This is a genomic window from Vibrio sp. TBV020 (assembly GCF_046056895.1).
GTDB lineage: Bacteria > Pseudomonadota > Gammaproteobacteria > Enterobacterales > Vibrionaceae > Vibrio.
Map to the genome: position 1 here is coordinate 1,279,341 of NZ_JBEEAQ010000001.1, position 18,694 is coordinate 1,298,034.

The 18,694-nt window shown below is 44.9% G+C and carries 12 protein-coding genes; 9 read left to right on the top strand and 3 right to left on the bottom strand.

The window, feature by feature from the left end; all coding sequences use genetic code 11:
- Positions 1-56: 56 nt before the first annotated feature.
- A complete protein-coding gene (locus AAFX28_RS05520) occupies positions 57-1,571 on the bottom strand; it encodes an aldehyde dehydrogenase (NADP(+)) (RefSeq protein WP_408686392.1) in 1,515 nt (504 codons plus the stop codon).
- Positions 1,572-1,601: 30 nt separating this feature from the next.
- Positions 1,602-2,603, bottom strand: a complete 1,002-nt coding sequence (locus AAFX28_RS05525) for a 4-hydroxyproline epimerase (RefSeq protein WP_408686394.1) — start codon at positions 2,601-2,603, stop codon at positions 1,602-1,604.
- A gap of 111 nt (positions 2,604-2,714) precedes the next feature.
- On the opposite strand from AAFX28_RS05525, the gene AAFX28_RS05530 reads away from it, so the two are divergent.
- From AAFX28_RS05530 to AAFX28_RS05560, 7 genes are all read left to right on the top strand, one after another.
- Positions 2,715-3,980: an NAD(P)/FAD-dependent oxidoreductase gene (locus AAFX28_RS05530; protein WP_408686396.1), complete on the top strand. Its 1,266-nt coding sequence runs from the start codon at positions 2,715-2,717 to the stop codon at positions 3,978-3,980.
- Positions 3,981-4,148: 168 nt separating this feature from the next.
- On the top strand, positions 4,149-5,228 hold the full coding sequence (locus AAFX28_RS05535) for a polyamine ABC transporter substrate-binding protein (RefSeq protein WP_408686397.1): 1,080 nt from the start codon (positions 4,149-4,151) through the stop codon (positions 5,226-5,228).
- 70 nt (positions 5,229-5,298) lie between these two features.
- The gene (locus AAFX28_RS05540; protein WP_408686399.1) at positions 5,299-6,264 is read left to right on the top strand and encodes an ornithine cyclodeaminase family protein; all 966 of its coding nucleotides are present in this window, start codon (positions 5,299-5,301) and stop codon (positions 6,262-6,264) included.
- 79 nt (positions 6,265-6,343) lie between these two features.
- A complete protein-coding gene (locus AAFX28_RS05545) occupies positions 6,344-7,258 on the top strand; it encodes a dihydrodipicolinate synthase family protein (RefSeq protein ID WP_408686401.1) in 915 nt (304 codons plus the stop codon).
- 133 nt (positions 7,259-7,391) lie between these two features.
- Positions 7,392-8,513, top strand: a complete 1,122-nt coding sequence (locus AAFX28_RS05550; RefSeq protein ID WP_408686403.1) for an ABC transporter ATP-binding protein — start codon at positions 7,392-7,394, stop codon at positions 8,511-8,513.
- Positions 8,510-9,790, top strand: a complete 1,281-nt coding sequence (locus tag AAFX28_RS05555) for an ABC transporter permease (RefSeq protein WP_408686405.1) — start codon at positions 8,510-8,512, stop codon at positions 9,788-9,790. Before AAFX28_RS05550 ends, AAFX28_RS05555 begins: the two co-directional genes overlap by 4 nt.
- Before the next feature lie 2 nt (positions 9,791-9,792).
- Positions 9,793-10,641: an ABC transporter permease gene (locus AAFX28_RS05560; RefSeq protein ID WP_408686407.1), complete on the top strand. Its 849-nt coding sequence runs from the start codon at positions 9,793-9,795 to the stop codon at positions 10,639-10,641.
- Between the two features lie 132 nt (positions 10,642-10,773).
- Here the strand turns inward: AAFX28_RS05560 and AAFX28_RS05565 are convergent, their stop codons facing one another.
- Entirely contained in the window at positions 10,774-11,661 is an 888-nt protein-coding gene (locus AAFX28_RS05565) for a helix-turn-helix domain-containing protein (protein WP_408686409.1), read from the bottom strand.
- Positions 11,662-11,830: 169 nt separating this feature from the next.
- Here AAFX28_RS05565 and AAFX28_RS05570 point away from each other — a divergent pair, with 169 nt between their 5' ends.
- Both AAFX28_RS05570 and AAFX28_RS05575 read left to right on the top strand, forming a co-directional pair.
- Positions 11,831-13,033, top strand: a complete 1,203-nt coding sequence (locus AAFX28_RS05570) for a sugar efflux transporter (RefSeq protein WP_408686411.1) — start codon at positions 11,831-11,833, stop codon at positions 13,031-13,033.
- 272 nt (positions 13,034-13,305) lie between these two features.
- A complete protein-coding gene (locus AAFX28_RS05575) occupies positions 13,306-18,687 on the top strand; it encodes a response regulator (protein ID WP_408686412.1) in 5,382 nt (1,793 codons plus the stop codon).
- The last annotated feature ends 7 nt before the right edge of the window (positions 18,688-18,694 follow it).

Below are 18,694 nucleotides of genomic sequence, written 5' to 3' on the forward strand. Positions count from 1 at the left end.
GCCTGCTCAATGTAGCAGGCTGTATTGTTTTGGTTTTGTGAAGAGGATTGTTAAGCCTACTTCCCGTCCACCGATTGGCGAACACTGAGTGGGTTTTGCGATTTTAGCGCATCAGGTAATAAGGCTTCTGGGACTGATTGATAGGCAACGGGTCTTAGCCAACGTTTGATTGCTTCTGCACCCACTGAAGTACTTGCTGGCATGGTTGATGCTGGGTAAGGGCCGCCGTGAACCATGGCGTAGCTGACTTCTACTCCGGTTGGCCAACCGTTAAAGACAATACGTCCAGCCACTTCCTCTAGATCGGCTAAAAGTTGGCCTGCGATCGAATAGTCCTCCTCATCTGCATGAATTGTAGCCGTTAAACTACCGGCTAAGCTTTGGCCAAGTTGCACCATGTCTTGGTCATTTTCGCATACCACAATAATGGATTGTGGGCCGAAGATTTCTTCTTGCCACTGAGGGTTATTACGCCATTCATCACTGGTGGTTTCGAACAGCATTGAAGGTACGCCGCTTTCTGGTTGTGACTGGGTGCGTGTTAATCCACGCTGGTTCGCTCGCTCTTCACTTTGGATAAGATAATTTTGTTTAATGCCACAGGTCAGCATGGTTTGACCGGGTTGCTGAGTAATACCATCTCGTACCGTTGCCAAAAACTTCTCAGTAGCGTCACTTTGGGATACAAAGACAACTGCTGGCTTAGTGCAAAATTGCCCGCAACCCATATTCATGGATAGGACATACTCTTCTGCAAGAGATTGAGCGTTTTCATTCATGCGATGGGAAAGAATAAACACAGGGTTTGATGCTCCAAGCTCGCCATAAAATGGGATGGGTTCTGCTCTGCGCTGAGCAAGATCAAATAGAGCACGGCCTCCATGAATAGAGCCTGTAAATCCAACCGCTTTAATTGCTGGGTGGCTGACGACCGCTTGACCAAGTTCATGACTGGTACCTTGGAGCAAGGTGAAAATTGCTTGAGGTAGCCCCTGCGCGTCAAGTGCTTTAGCGATGCATTGTGCGACAATGTCACTAGTGCCAGGATGAGCGGGGTGGCCTTTCACTACGACCGGACAACCCGCAGCGAGTGCGGAAGCGGTGTCTCCTCCTGCGGTAGAGAAGGCAAGCGGAAAGTTAGACGCACCAAACACGGCAACAGGACCGAGACCAATATTCTGACGTCGTAGGTCCGGTTTTGGTAGCGGCTCTCGTTGAGGGTTCGCAGTATCAAAAATGGCTTCTTGCCACAGTCCTCCTTCGACTACGCCAGCGAAGAGCCTCAGCTGAGCAGTTGTTCGGCTTAGCTCGCCGTTAAGCCTTGCTGGTGGGAGTGCTGATTCTAAATTCGCTCGTTCTACAATCGCCTCTCTTTGTTCTTCGAGGCAGTCAGCAATTGTTTGTAAAAGCATACTCCTGACTTGAGGCGAAGTTTGGCGAAATGACTTAGCGACTTCATTGGCGGCTGAAGCGGCTAGGTTAACGTCTGCTTGGTTGTGTTGGGCAAAATCGCCAGGTAATGATTGTTCTGTCGCTGGGTTCAGTGCGCGAAAGGTTTGGTTGTTACTCATAACGTTTCCTAAATGTGGTGATTAACTTATTTATTTCAATTCAAAACCATGGGCGTAAGGGTCTTGGTCATCGACCCAAATGGTGTTATGACCGGTCACTTGTGCCCAACCCTCGATGCTTGGCAATATCGCCGCTCTGCCATTGACCTCTGTGACTCCCTCAATACGACCGGTGAACAAGCTTCCGATGATACTTTCGTGAATGAAATCCTCACCTTGCTTGAGTTTTCCTTTGGCATGCCATTGAGCCATACGAGCGCTAGTGCCTGTCCCACATGGCGAACGATCGAGGGCTTTTTCACCATAAAAAACCGCGTTCTTAGCGGTCGATTCTGGACGAGTTGGTGTGCCGGTCCAAAGAACATGAGAGACGCCACAGACCGTCGGATCGTCCGGGTGAATACATTCCACCGCTTTTGAAACTGCCGTGCGTACTTTTGGACTGAGCATGAGAATCTCATCTGAAGAGTAGTGTTCTAATCCTTTATAATTTTCTTGTGGATCAACAATCACGTAGTAGTTGCCCCCATAAGAGACATCCACCGTGATTTCGCCGAGTCCTTCTACTTCAACAGTGACATCTTGGTGAGCGAGGTAAGCGGGGACATTGAAGATCTTAACCGAAGTGATCTTCTCGCCATCACGCTGGTAGTGCACTTCAATTTGGCCAGCTGGTACATCTAATACTAGGCGGCCTTCTTCTCGTGGTGTAATCAACTTGTGTTCGAGTGCTGATGTGACGGTGCCGATCGTACCGTGGCCACACATTGGTAAGCATCCGCTGGTTTCAATAAATAAGATCGACGCATCGGCATTTTCACTACAAGGAGGAAGAACAACTGAACCCGACATCATTGCATGACCGCGTGGTTCAAACATTAGCGACTGACGAATCCAATCATAGTGCTCTAGAAAAAACTGGCGTTTATCGCTCATCGTCTTTCCTTGAAGTGGAGGTACACCCCCTGCGACTAAACGAACTGGATTACCGCACGTGTGCGCATCAATACAGAAGAAGGTTCCTTGTCTCATTTCTCGCTCCTTGAATAAGAAATTGGTTGAAGTGGATGGAATGGATGTTATCGTGATGTTAAGTATATTTTATACAATTTTGTTTTTGAAACGTGATGAGGAGCAAAATAAATGGTGAGTAATAAATCGACAACTCAGCAAAAAATTGCTGTTGTTGGCGGAGGTGTGATTGGGTTGTGTATCGCGTTAAAGCTGCAGTTGAGTGGTGAAGATGTCACCATTTTTGATAAACGAGGGGCGGGCGAAGGTTGCTCAAAAGGGAATGCTGGACATTTTGCTACTGAGCAAGTATTTCCTCTGGCAACGCCAGCTCTTTTACCTCAACTGCCGAAGATGTTGTTGTCGCCAACCAGTCCGGTTTCTGTCCGTTTTCAAGATATTCACCGAACATTGCCGTGGATGGTTCGCTTCTTACTCAAAGCGAGAAAGCAGTCTTCAAAACTTGCAACGGAGGCATTGACGTCGCTGAATAATGTCGCGATGGACAACTGGTTTGAATTACTGAACCAAGTTGGCCTATCGCACTTAATTTCAATGAACGGGTCGTTGCTGACTTTTGAAAGTGAAACGCTATTTGACAGTTATAGACCGACTTTAAATTCGTTACGTGAACAAGGAGTGGAGTGTCTGGTTTGGGAGCAGGAGAAGCTGCGAAATGAACTGCCCAATTTGTCTCACGCGATTAAGAAAGGGGTGTTCTTCCCAGAAACAGGACATACGGCAAACCCTTATAAAATGTGCGATGAGATAAGAAAAGCATTTAAGTCAGCGCAAGGTAAATGGATAACTGAACAAGTTGATGATGTCTTTTTTGATGGTGATATGGGGGTAGTTGTGACACCAACTCTCAGTCATGAGTTTGACAAAGTGGTGATTGCAACAGGCGCTGAATCGGTGCCGTTAGTGAAGAAAATTACCGGGATTAAGGTGCCGCTTCAAGCCGAACGCGGATACCATCTAATGGTCCCCGAGTTGAAAAATTGTTTGCCATTCCCAGTCAGTTCAGCTGATCGAAAGTTTATTATGACACCAATGGAAAATGGTTTGCGGCTTGCTGGTACCGTTGAGTATGCAGACATAGTATCCCCGCCCAATATGAAGCGCGCCGATATGCTTAAAGGCCTCGCGACAGGCTTGCTAAAACCGGAGTGTCAATTAGATACTGCTGATGAAAAATGGATGGGGAACCGCCCGTCTTTACCTGATTCCTTACCAGTGATTGATGCGGTTGAGAACGGAAAAGTATTACTGGCATTTGGTCATCAACACTTGGGTTTAACTCAAGCTGCAATCACAGCATCGTTAATCTCTGATATCCATAATGAGAGCAAGCCGGCGATTAATATTTCTCCATTTGCGCTAGATCGCTTTTGCTAAAAAAATTTAAAATTAAATATTGTATAAAATATACGAGCGGATTATGTTAATTAAAGGTTAACGAAAATGATAGCCAAATACAGATAATATTTGATGCCTAACAGCGGTATCCAGGCGTCCAAAAACTTTCGGGAATGACCCGATGTGACAACAACAAGGAGCAAAATCATGTCAAGTAAGACGATGACACCACTAGCACTTTTGGTTTCTGGAATGCTGTTAGGGACGATCAATGTAGCAACGGCAAGTGAAAAGCTAACCGTCGTTTCATGGGGCGGCGCATTTACTAAGAGCCAAGTTGAGGCGTACCACAAGCCTTACATTGAAAAAACCGGTGTTGAATTGGTGTCTGAAGACTTTAGTGGTGGTCTCGCGGAGATTAAAGCGCAAGTCGAAGCAAATAATGTGCGTTGGGATTTAGTGTCACTAGATAAGCCAGACATTGTTCGTGGCTGTGCTGAGGGGTTATTGGAAACGGTTGATCCTAGTATGTTGCCTGCAGGTGATGACGGTACACCTGCAAATGAAGACTTTATTCCAGGTGCTATCCATGAATGTGCGGTAAATACGATCGTGGTTTCAACAGTGCTTACGATCAATGAGGAAGCGTTTAAAGGTAAACCAGCACCGACCAAGCTGACCGACCTATTTGATCTGAATAAATTTCCAGGTCGTCGAGCGCTACAGAAAATGCCACAAGGCAATTTAGAGTGGGCGTTGATTGCAGATGGAGTGAAGCCAGAACAAGTGTATGAAACTCTTGAAAGTCCTGAAGGCCGAGCTCGCGCTTTCGCTAAGTTAGATAGCATTAAACCGCAGGTTGTTTGGTGGACAACGGGTGCTCAGCCTCCGCAAATGTTGGCAGATAAAGAAGTCGTGATGGCATCGGCATTTAATGGTCGTATCCATAGTGCCACTCAAGAAGAGGGCCAGCCGTTCAAGATCATCTGGGATCACCAGTTGGGTTACATGAATGGGTGGGCAATCCCTAAGGGAAGTCCTAACCTAGCTCAGGCTCTCGACTTTATTAAATTTTCTTCTGGTACTAAGCCCCTAGCTGACCAAGCTAAGTACGTTGCTTATGGTCCGACACGAAAATCATCATCAGCGCAAATTAGCCCTGAAATCTTAGCGAGCTTACCGACAGCGCCAAACAACTTTCAAACTGCCTTTTTGATTGATGATGAGTGGTGGTCAGATTATGCCGATGAGCTGAATGAAGAGTTCAACACTTGGCTTCTTAACTAAGTCAACAAACCCTAGATAAATTTAATAACCAATGGAGGCGTGAATGCGCCTCTTTCATAAGGAAGGTTTCATGATCAATCTGGATGCGCAGCAAATAGTGAAATGCTTGTCTATGAAAGGTTTGATTGAGTCGATGTGCCAAACTTACCAAGAGCAGTCAACGATTCCACAACGTCGAGTTATGCCATTAGAAGAGGGAAGTTACGACGCTTTCGCCTTGCTTCCTGCATGGAGTGAGTCACTTATTACGGTTAAAGCGTTTACCTATTTTCCGCAAAACTATCTAGAAGGAAAAGATAGTTTAGCATCGAAGATCTTGGCGTTCGATCGTAGCAATGGTGAGCCTCTTGCTCTGCTAGACGGTAAGGTGTTGACGTTCTGGCGTACGGCGGCTGCATCAGCATTGGCAGCGGATTATTTGGCCCGCAAGGATGCCAGCCGACTGCTGATATGTGGAACGGGTAACCTAGCACCTTATATGGCTTATGCGTATTCAGCGATTCGCCCATTGACTAAGGTGCAAGTTTGGGGACGAGATAAGCAAAAAGCATTGAGTACCGTCGACGCCATTTTGTCGAGCAATGAGTATCAGTCATTGTCAATTGAAAAGCAGTTTGAAGTCGAAGCTATCGATGATGTGAATAGTGCATTATCCAGTAATGATATCATTACTTGTGTGACAGGCTCTGCCACAGCGCTATTTGATGGAGAGAAAGTGACAGCCGGTACACATATCGACCTCATCGGCAATCATGATCAAGATAAACGCGAGTGTGATACGGCTGCAGTTAAACGCTCTAGTGTATTTGTGGATAGCAAAATCAATGTATTGGCCGAAGCAGGGGATTTACTTATCCCTATCGAACAAGGTGCATTTACACAGGAGCAAATCCAAGCTGAGTTAACTGAACTATGCTCTCAGCATCACACTGGACGCCAGTCTGAACAAGAGATCACATTATATAAGTCAGTTGGTAGTGCTCTGGCTGATCTGGCCGCAGTTAAATTTGTTCTAACCCAAAAAGAGATTCTTTAAGTTTGAGGGTAACCCTCATTTATCACGGTTTTCTGCCGTAATTTAAAATTGCATACAATATACAAATGGAAGGTAAAAGATGAACGTAGATTGGAAAGGTGTCTACCCAGCAGTTAGCACGCAGTTTCGCAAAGATCAGAGTATCGATTTGGATGCGACTCAAACGGTAATTGATAACCAAATTAACGATGGTGTTAACGGCATTATCTGTCTTGGTACTGTCGGCGAAAACTGTGCCTTATACCCAGAAGAGAAGCGCCAGGTACTTGCTGCTGCTCAAGAAGTGGTTGCGGGACGTGTTCCTTTAATTGCAGGGACTGCAGAATCAATCACAACAGCGGCAATTGATTACATGCAAGACGCGCACAAAATTGGTATTGATGGTTGCATGGTAATGCCTGCTATGGTCTATCGCACATCAGACAGTGAAACGGTTGATTACTACCGCACCTTGTCTGAAGCGACACCAGAAATGCCAATCATGATTTACAACAACCCAGTCTCTTACGGCGTCGATGTAAATCTCGATCTTATGGCTCAGTTAGCGGAGTGTGAAAGCATTGTCGCAGTTAAGGAGTCAACAACGGATACCCGCCGCATTACGGAACTGTACAACCGTTTTGATGATCGCTTCACCGTGTTTAGTGGTGTCGACGATATCGCTCTAGAGTCATTGATGCTTGGTGCTACAGGATGGATTTCTGGCCTAACCAACGCATTCCCGGCTGAATCGGTCGCAATCTACAAACTCGCAAGCCAAGGTCGTTATGCAGAAGCGTTAGAAATCTACCGTTGGTTCTTACCTCTACTACGCCTAGATACGATCCCAACTTTGGTTCAATGCATCAAGCTTGCTGAACAAGTGTGTGGTCGAGGCAGTGAGCAAGTTCGTGCTCCGCGTCAAAACCTAAAAGGTGAGGAACGTGCTCAAGTGATTGCTTTGGTTGAACAGGCGATAGCGACTCGTCCTGACCTATCAAAATACAATCTTTAATTGAATCTAGTCATTAGCGCAAAGGGCAAGACTTTTCTTGCCCTCAATGTATCTATGTAAACGGCTTATTAGGTCGTTAAGCTGTTTACCTATTTGGATTGCTTACTTTATTGCTGTCAAAAAAGGAATCACAATGGCATTGCAAAAGGAATACGTGAGTTTTCAACACGTTCAGAAAACCTATGATGGTGAAAACCTGGTCGTTAAAGATTTTAATTTGGCGATTGAGCCGGGTGAATTTGTCACTATGCTCGGACCTTCAGGTTCTGGAAAAACGACTTGTTTAATGATGTTGGCAGGGTTTGAAACGGCGACAAAGGGCGAGATCTACATCGACGGGACACCAGTAAACAACCTTGCGCCTCACAAACGTGATATCGGAATGGTGTTTCAAAACTATGCATTGTTTCCTCATATGACGATTGCAGAAAACCTCGCTTTCCCATTAAAGGTTCGCAAGTTATCAGTTGAAGAGGTTGAACGAAAAGTGGCGTCGGTCCTAGAAATGGTAGAACTCGCTCATGTCGCCAATCGTTATCCCAAACAGCTATCCGGCGGGCAACAGCAACGTGTGGCTCTGGCTCGTGCCTTGGTATTTGAACCTAAGTTAGTGTTGATGGATGAACCTTTGGGAGCGCTCGATAAACAGCTTCGTGAACAAATGCAACTTGAGATAAAACGTTTGCATGAAAAGCTGGGCATCACAGTGCTATATGTAACCCATGACCAAGATGAAGCGCTAACTATGTCGGATCGCATTGCCGTATTTAACAATGGTGCAGTCCAACAATTGGCATCGCCAACCGAACTTTATGAATCACCAAGCAATGCGTTTGTTGCTCAGTTTATTGGTGAGAATAATCAGCTCAAAGGAGTGGTTGCAGAACTTGGCTCAGACCGTTGTTCTGTCGAGATTAATCACCATCTTATTCAGGCTAAACCGGTCAAAGTGTCTCGGGTTGGTGATCAGACTTTACTTTCAATTCGACCGGAAAAGATCATTGTTGAGCCTGAGTCTGGTTACTGCGATAACGAGGTTACCGGCATGTTGAGAGAGTTGATCTATCATGGTGATCATCATCGCTTAGTGGTTGAAATCTCGGGCGTTGGAGACTTGGTGGTTAAGGTCCCTAATGACAGTCGTGGTGAACGTACATTTGTTGCTGGAAACCAATACAGAATAGGTTGGCTTAGCCAAGATTGCCATGCGTTAGATTGTGAACAGATCCAAGTTGAGCAAGAGGTGGCTGCATGAGTCGCGAATTAACTGGACTAAACTCGGTATTGTCACTGCAACGCAAATTGGTTCGGTCAGACAAAAGCCTCAAAGCTCAGCTCAAGCGTGCTGAACGCCAGAAACAGATTCGCTCCATTTTGCTAATTCTTCCTTTGGTCTGTTTTATCTGTGTAACATTCGCATTCCCAATTGCTGAAATGCTTTATCGTAGTGTCGACAACCATGCATTGCCGAATGCTTTTCCTCAATCTTCTAATGCTATTAAGCAGTGGGATTATGAGGGTGTGCCAAACTTAAGTATTCAGCAAACTTTTATGGCTGAGCTGAAAGACCGTTACCAAGACAAGACGCTACCTAAGCTTGCAAACCGAATGAATATTGAAGTATCGGGTATGCGTAGTCTGCTGATGAAAACGGGGCGCAAGTTAGCGAAGTTGGAGTCATTGCCGCAAAGCCTAGATGAGATTAAAAAGCTCGATAAACGCTGGGCTAAGCCGCAATACTGGGCTGCATTAAAGAACTTAAGTTCACCCTATACCTTGAGTTATTACCTTGCCGCTCTGGACTTACGTTATGACGCCGAAGGGAAGGTGACAGCACAGCCAGAAACCAGACAGGTCTATGTTGACCTATTTACTAAGACATTAGGTATGTCGTTAGCTATCACAGTGATCTGCTTAGTGATGGCTTATCCGGTGGCATATTTGCTGGCTAACCTCCCTGATAAACAGGCAAACCTTTTACTTATTGTGGTTCTGCTACCATTTTGGACTTCGTTGTTGGTACGCACGACCTCATGGATAGTTTTATTGCAAAACCAAGGTGTGGTGAATGATCTGCTGCTTTGGTTAGGTCTGACTAACGAGCGATTAGCCATGATGCACAATACGTTCGGCACCATAGTCGCAATGGTCCACATCTTATTGCCGTTTATGATCTTACCGCTCTATAGCGTGATGAAAGGGATAAGCCCGAGCTACTTTCGTGCGGCTCGATCATTAGGAGCAACGCCGTCTATGGCTTTTATTAAAGTGTATATGCCGTTGACGATGCCGGGAGTCGGAGCGGGAGCGCTGCTGACATTTATTCTATCCATTGGCTTCTACATTACCCCTGCATTAGTTGGTGGTCGAAGTGGTCAAATGATCTCGAACATGATTGCTTATCATATGCAAACATCTCTTAACTGGGGGATGGCGGCTGCTCTTGGAGGCTTACTTCTCGCTGTTGTTACGGTGCTGTTCTACCTATTTAATCGCATCGTTGGGATCAATAACATCAAGGTAGGAGGTTAACTATGGGATTACCAGCTTATTGTAATATGCGTGAGCGAGTGGGTTACGCAACTTACCTAGTGTTTTGTACCTTGGTATTTTTGTTTCTGATCGCACCGATTCTTATCATAGTGCCGCTCTCATTTAATGCGACACCTTACTTTACTTTCACTGAAGGTATGTTAAGCCTAGATCCAGAGGCGTATTCGGTGCGTTGGTATGTGGATATGTTTACCAACAGTCAGTGGTTGATGGCGCTTAAAAACAGTACGTTGATTGCCGTTAGTGCAACCATTGTTGCGACCGTTTTAGGGACACTTGCGGCGATGGGGCTTGCTGCCAATAATGTTCCGTTTCGAAATGCGATTATGGCGTTTTTGATCTCTCCGATGATTGTACCTGTGATTATTTCAGCGGCGGCGATGTACTTCTTCTACACTCGTTTAGATTTATCTCAAACCTTTACTGGTATTGTATTAGCTCATGCGGCGTTAGGGACCCCTTTTGTCGTCATTACTGTCACTGCGACATTAAGTGGTTTTGATCATAGTTTGGTGAGAGCAGCTTACAGCCTAGGTGCAAACCCTGTTTACACCTTTAGACATGTGACGTTTCCTTTAATTCGACCAGGAATGATTTCGGGTGGTCTGTTTGCCTTTGGAACGTCTTTTGATGAAGTGGTTGTTGCCTTGTTTATCACTGGCGTAGAACAAAGAACTGTGCCAAGGCAGATGTGGTCAGGGATCCGTGAGCAAATAAGTCCGACAATTCTAGCGGTTGCTACATTGCTGATTTGTATGTCCGTCTTGCTGTTGTTAACTCTCGAAATGTTGCGACGACGCAATGTGAAAATTCGAGGTATTCAAGAGTAAGTTTTTTGGATCATGGCAAGTTAACTGTTTAGGTTCTGTCCAGATGTCCTAGTAGGTAATAATCCCCAACTTGCTCTTTCCATAACGCCTCATTTTTTGAGGCGTTTTTTCGTTAATGTAGAGTAGCTTATCCTACTGAAAGCGACTCCGAAATTGCGATGGGGTCATCTCTTTGACCGTTTTAAACTGTCGGTTGAAATTAGAGAGGTTTTGAAAGCCCGTTTTCTCTGCAATAAGAGCAATAGGTTGAGATGTGCTAGCGAGCAGCTCACATGCTTTGCCAATTCTAAATTGTTTTAAGTGGTCGGAAAAACTCACCCCATAGTGCTTTTCAAAAAGACGATACGCGGAGCTTTCACTCATATGTAAGTGGCGTCCGAGATCGGAAATACGAATAGTTTCCCCATAATTGTCTTCGATATAGCGCGTCGCCAATTGAACCTTTTGGTGTGCTTCGCGATTCCCTGATACTTGGCTAATACGGTAAGGGGATGAAGACAATCGTTGAGAACTTACGTCGTTGGCAATCAGCAATAGTACTTCAATCACGCGTATTGCTTGGAACTGTCGCTCTATATTCTCAATTCCGTTGAGTAGGTCCGCGACCTTTTGTGATGTGGCTGGGCTGAATTTAACTCCATAAGCGGACTGTTCGAGTATTCGCTTAATATTGCGTGCCTCTGGAATCGTTGCTTGTAGTTTTTCTATCCAGTCATGCTTTAACCAAACAATGACAGAGTGGTGGGGCTTTTCTTCTGATCCATTGATTTGACCGGTAATCATATGTGGCAATCCTGGTCCGTATAAGAGCAGAGTATTGTGATGAACCGAGCCGACCGCGTCACCGGCAAAGTAATTACCACTGAAAATGGATTCTGGATCTTGGTAAAGGACGAGCTCATATTCTGTGTGGTAGTGCCATGAGCAGGCAAATTCTTCCTTTTTTTCGCGACAATGAAACTGACGGACAATCCAATCATTGCTTGGTGTCTCCATAACATTTTCGATAAATGGCTTCATTGAGGCTCTCCTAGATCTAACCGTTCAATAGTATGGATTTTGTTGCTTTTCTGTCAAACCAAGAGGTTAACTTGATGGAATAGTATTAGATGTGGCTCGAATACTATCAATGTACAGGCATATCTTTGCGTAGACTGTAGCCTCACACACTTACTCAAAGGAGCCCTTCATGTTCAAAGATAAAACGGCAATGCTGTTTATTATTACTGCGTTTGTCACTGGATTATGCGGGGCCTTTTTTTACCCTTTATCGAGCCTATTTATTGTTGAAGAGCTTGGCGCATCACCTATGATGTTGAGTTTGTACATGATAATGGCGGTGGTGAGTGCTGTTATCGTCTCTCAGTTATTGGCGAGGCAATCGGACCGGAACTGGAAACGAAAAACCATACTATTAGTGGCGATGAGCTGCTACCTAATTACCATCTCTAGCTTTATAGTGGTGAGAGAATATTGGCTGGCGGTGACCATTGCGACAGTGTTTGGCAGTGTTAGTGGTGCCTCTTTTGGCCAATTGTTCGCACTTGGCCGAGAGTATGGTGACCGTCATATGAAAGACAGTACGACTTTCTTATCAACGATGCGAGCAGGGATCGCTATTGCTTGGGTGTTTGGCCCGCCAATGGCATTTATGCTCAAAGCCAGCTTTGGTTACAACGCCTCGTTTGCTGTCTCTGCGGTTATCGTGAGCCTATCTATTGTGGTCATTGCCAAATATTTACCAAATGGAGTGGTTAAAGCAGAGACGCCAGAAGAAGTGGAAGTTGAGGTAAAGCACCCTACCACTTCAAACGTTTTGATTTCTCTTTATTGCTTGGTCGTTGTGTTCGCTTTTGCCTCCAATAATCTTTACATCACCAGCATGCCACTTTACTTGTCGCAAGAACTGAAAGTTGACCCTAGTTGGCTTGGCTTTCTATTTGGTGCAGGGGCTTTATTTGAAATTCCTGTCATGCTTGGGGCCGGTAAGCTAGCTGTAAGGTTTGGCACACTAAAGCTACTCATGGCGGGTTTGGTTAGTGGCATTGCGTTTTATGCAGTCATGCTGACTAACACCTCTTTTATTGCGATGCTCGCAGCACAGGTTCTCAATGGTTTCTTTATTGGCGTGTGCGCGACCCTTGGTATGGTTGTACTGCAAGATATGATGAAAGATCGTTTAGGGACAGCATCAACATTATTTTCCAATATGCTCAATGTCAGCATGTTGGTAGCGAGCCTATGTGTTGGGGTCGTTGGGGAGCTATTTAACTACTACAGTACGCTCTATGTTTCCCTTGCAGGGTCACTAGCAGCGCTATGCTTACTTGCTCTATTTGCACAGATTGAATCTAAGCGTCATCAAACATCAAGTAATCCAATGCCAGCTTAAACCGAGTTCCTTACTACAGTGTTCTTTGGCTAAAGGGTTAACGCGAGTTTTATAGCTCTTTGGCCAAGAACACTGATTTCCCTTTTTATTCAAATAAGACGCCTAGTTAATGAAAATCGGTGCTTTTTCTAAACCAAGTAGCGAAAGTATGCGCATTTTTAATAAAATTTGAGCAAATAAATAACATTTTTGTCATTACGCCGTTTGGTATCTTGATTCAAGGTTTGTAGCATTGTACGCTGTGTTATATATGTAAACAGGACGTATACAATATGACATCTATTTTTCGTGAGCTAAGGAAGTGCTCGCTTTTTTCATTTCTTAGTTGCTTGGCGGTTTTATTCTCTTCTTGTACCTTTTCTACTGCCCACGCAGACTTTGATGGCTTGCCTCCTTCACTTCAAGGCCAGTTGACTGAATCTCAAGTAAGAAATATCACTGTAGAAATGAAGTACCTTGATGAGGTGCTGACGTCTTCGGTACTTAGCTATGCGTTTTCAGGCGATGAGAAATGGCTAGATAGATATTATCAGTACGAACCAAAGCTTACGTCCCTTATTAATGCCTTACTCGCTGGGCAAAAAGACGAAGACCTAGCAGTGGTAAGTGAACTTGAAAGTGTCAATTTCGCCTTAGTTGAAATTGAGATGCGAGCAATCGACCTTATTCAAGCTGGCGATCGACTAAAAGCGATGGATCTGATTAATAGTGAGGATTATCACCACTATAAAAGTCAGTATATGGGGGCGTTATTAAACCTAGCCAACCGCATTCAAAAGAGAGCGAAGGAAACTTCTGGTGATGGATTCTTGTCGCTCACGACAACAGAAGCTAAATGGATTGAAGACAATACTATTCGTGTTGGTATTGAGCATTGGCCACCAATGCTTTACAAAACGGATGAAGGTAAAATTGGCGGCCTAGCGGGAACTATTGTTAACCAGATTGTCGAGAAAACCGGCCTAAAAGTGGAATTGGTTGAAGCAGACTGGAATATATTGCTGCAAAAGTTTTATCTCGGTGAAATTGATTTACTTCCTCACGCGTATTTGAGTGAAGAACGTAAAAAAGCAGGCAACTTCTCAACGCCATTTTTCTTGGTACGAGAGCTGTTCTTTGTACGTGATACAGACTCACAGTTTAGAACCAGTTCAGATCTCGCGAATGCTACCATTGCGATTTCTGAAGGGTACACCACGATCAATAAGATCAAAACTTTGTACCCGAACATTAAGGTTATCGAAACTAAAGGTATTGAAGATGCGATTCAACATGTGGTGAATGGAGATGCAGATGCCGTTCTCGATGCTGAAACGGTCATTCTAGACGCTTTATCGAACAACAATATTACTGAACTTCGTCCAATTAATGAGGATGTTGTTTCACCGTCAACGCTGCATCTTTGGTCAAGCAACCGTGCTCCACTTCTTGGTGGAATCCTGCAAAAAGGCTTGGACTCTCTCAATTTACGCGACCTTATATTAACTCGTAATGATTGGCTGAAAACCCAAGATATTTCCACTCAGCAAACCCATCAACAAGAAAGCTTTATGAGTACGTTATGGGTTGTGGCTGGCGTTGTCGTGGTTGTCGTCGTTTTATTGTTTTTCGTTACTGCCCGTGTTTTCAGAGCGAGCGACAAAGAACTAGCGAATAAATTCAGTAGTAAGAGCTTCAAACGCACGTTGTGGATTGGTCAAGCGGTACTGGCTGTATTTCTCGTGATTACCGGAATACTCGTTACTCAATACGCCGAAAGGCAAAGCCGAAGCGCACTTGAGTACAGTTTAAACACTTTATTGTCTTCAACTCACAAGCGAATGGTTGGCTGGGTTGATCTTGAAATAAACTCGCTTGAACAGTTGGGTAAAAACCCAGACATGGTGGCGTTAGTTCAAGACTTATTGCTCGTTCCACCTACTCCAGAAGCGTTGCGTCGTACCCCTGTTCAAGCCGAAATTCGCGAGTTTATTGAAGAGAGAAAAGGGATCTCTGGTTCATTTGGTTTCTTTGTCATTTCTCCTGAAAAAATCAGCTTGGCCTCTCGTCGAGACTCTAACCTAGGTGAGTTAAACCTTATCCAGAAGCAGCGCCCAGACCTTATGGAGTCTGTCCTCAGTGGGCAAAGCGTATTCATTCCACCGATTCGTTCGGACGTTCACTTAGGTGTTGATATGTCGAGAGCGAAACCTCCGACCATGTTCTTTGCTGTGCCAATTATGGACGCTACAGGCGAAGTGATTGCGGTATTGACCAAACGAGTTAACTTCGAAGGTGTTTTCTCAACTGTGCTTTCTGCTGGCTTTATTGGTCGCAGTGGAGAGACTTACGCTATCGACCGTTCTGGCCTATTACTGTCAAAAGTTCGATTTGAGCAGCAGCTGCAAGACGTTGGTCTTTTAGAAAAAGGCCAGCATGCTTCACTAAATGTTCGAGTCGCTGACCCTGGCTTTAGCCTGATTGATAACCCAACTTCAGCCGATCCAAGTTGGCCTTTAACTGAAATGGCAAAAAATGCTGTCGAGAAAAAGGCTGGCTCAAACCTAGCAGGATATAACGATTATCGGGGCGTACCTGTTGTCGGTAGTTGGGTATGGGACGAGATGCTTGGCGTTGGTATTGCGGCTGAAATCGATGTTGATGAGGCGTACGCACTGCTGAAAACATTCAAGTACACAGTATGGTCGATGATCGCTTTATCATTAATCCTAATGCTGGGTACCAGTATGTTTACTTTACGGATTGGTACTCGTGCTACACGCGCCTTAACCCGCTCCCATGCAGACCTTGAAGCTCAAGTGCTGGCAAGAACGGCCGAGTTGGAAATGAACTCTAAGCGAACTCGCACCATTATCGACAACGCTTCTGATGGCATCATTGCTGTTGATGATGATGGTTACATCAAAGAATTTAGCCCAGGCGCTGAAGATATCTTTGGCTATTTCGCAGATGAGGTCCTGAATACGTCCGTTAGTAAATTGATGGACAAGCCATTCCACGAATATTACCTAGAGCTCAAGTCTGCAGGTGATATCTCCAATTTGTTGTTTGAGTTTACCGGCTACCGCAAAGACGAAGCTCATCTAGATATAGAAGTGGCGATCAGTGAAGCGAACTTCAATGGTGGCACTCTATTTACCGCGATTGTGCGTGATGCCACTGAGCGAAAAGAAGCAGAGCGTGAGCTTATGCTCGCTAAGCAGAAAGCCGAAGAAGCGACTCAAGCTAAGAGTGATTTCTTAGCGAATATGAGCCACGAAATTCGTACCCCGATGAATGCCATCATTGGTATGAGTTACCTAGCGATGCAGACCGACTTAAATCGAAAGCAAGCGGACTATGTCAACAAGATTCAAACTTCAGCGGAGTCCTTACTAGGTATCATCAACGATATTCTCGACTTCTCCAAAATTGAAGCAGGCAAACTTGATCTAGAGAAAACTGATTTTAACTTAGACGAATCGGTTGAAGGGTTAGTTCAAGTCATCTCGCACAAAGTGCAGCAAAAAGGTGTCGAGCTATTGATCGATGTGGATCCAAATCTACCCGTTGATTTGGTGGGAGACCCATTACGCTTAGGGCAAATTTTGCTTAATCTTGCCAATAATGCGATCAAATTTACCGATCAGGGTGAGATCATTGTAAAAGCAGAGCAGCTTTCACGTGATGACAATGACGTCATGATTCAGTTCTCAGTAAGCGATACCGGTATTGGTATGACTGAGGAGCAAATCAGTCGTCTATTCCAGTCGTTCAGTCAAGCGGATGCATCAACGACTCGTAAGTATGGTGGTACAGGCTTAGGTCTAACGATCAGTAAGACTTTGACAGAGCTTATGGGTGGTGAGATTTGGGTTGAGAGTGAAAGCGGTAAGGGGAGCCAGTTCTACTTCACTGCTAAGTTCAACGTATCGACCAATCAGAAAGGCGACAAAGTTGAATTCGCCAAGTCGCTGCAAGCTCTACCAGTATTGATTGTTGATGATAGCGTTGCAGCGCGAGAAATCCTTTTCAATATCTGTGACAGCGTTGGGTTTAATGCTGATGTTGCCTCTTCTGGCGCGGAGGCTCTTGAGAAACTCGCTCATGCAGAGCAAGAGCAACAACCATTCAAATTAGTGTTAGCGGACTGGAAAATGCCGGCGATGGACGGTGTTGAACTTGGCAGGAGAATTGAAACTGCACAGGATATCTCGCAGAAGCCTCATTACGTCATGGTTACGGCTTACGATCGAGATGACATGCTTGAGACAGCAAAAGGTATTCAGTTAGACGACTCGCTTACCAAACCTGTCAGTGCCTCAACACTGCTTGATTCTGTGATGAGAGTGATGGGCAACAAGTCTAAACAAGCCCCGTCTAGTTCAAATGGCAAGTTAGATGTCTCAGCGACCCAAGGTATTGTCGGAGCCAAGATCCTTTTGGTTGAAGATAACGAGATTAACCAAGAGATTGCCATTGAATTACTGACGATGGCTGGCCTAGATGTCACAACGGCTAACAATGGTCAAGAAGCGATAGACCAAGTGATGCAAAGTGAGTTTGATGCGGTGTTAATGGATATCCAAATGCCTGTGATGGATGGTTACCAAGCTACACGAACCATTCGTCAGCAAAGTCAATTTGATGGTCTGCCAATTATTGCAATGACTGCTAATGCGATGTCAGGCGATAAAGAGCGTTGTCTTGAAGCGGGTATGAATGATCACCTACCGAAACCTATCAACCCTCAAGAGGTTTACCAGACACTATCTAAATGGATTGAGCCCACAGGCCAGACACTAGAGCCGGTACTGGAAGATGTTGCAGATGAAGCGTTTGAGGTTGAAGGCTTTGATACTCCAGCAGCAATCGCTCGTATGGCGGGTAATGTTAAAGCTTATAAAAAGACTCTAAGTCGCGTCGTGGATAGTGAAAAAGATGCTATTACTCGCACAAAACAAGCATTGGCTGAACAGGACTTCGATAGCGCCATTATTATTGTCCATACCTTAAAAGGGATCGCTGGCAATATCGGTGCAGACTACTTAGTTGAACCGACTAATAAGTTAGAACTTCAGCTGACAGAGCTTAAGGAGCGTGGTGATGTACTGGTGTCTGAGGAAGTTGAAGGTCATCTAGACGTTATCGAACCATTAGTGAATCGAATGATTGACGCAATTAGCGCAGCTTTGGAATCAAGCCATCAAGAAGTGGTTAATCCAGTTTTTGATGCGCAGCGATACCAAGTGTTAGCGGATTCGCTACTGCAGCAGTTGGATGATTATGATAGCAGCGCTTCTGACACGTTTGATGAAATTCAAGGGCTTATGGATTTCTCTGCTCAAATGTCGCTAGTGGGACAAATCAACGACGCGTTGGGTTCATTCGACTTCGAATCGGCATTACCTCTGGTGCAGAAACTGCTGTCTGAGACCAATGTTGACGCTGATGTCACTGATAAGGGTGAATTCGATATTCAGCTTCATTTGGCAGGGCTTGAGGAGCAAATTGAAATGTTTGATTCAAGCGTGGTGGAAGTGCTTGATGAGCTCTTAGAAAACAAGATGGATAACGAGTTAGAAGCTAAAATTATTCAGTTGCGAGATGTCCTAAGCAATTACGATTTCGATAGTGGTTCTGAGTTAGTCGCAGAGCTAAAGAAAACAAATTAAAACAATA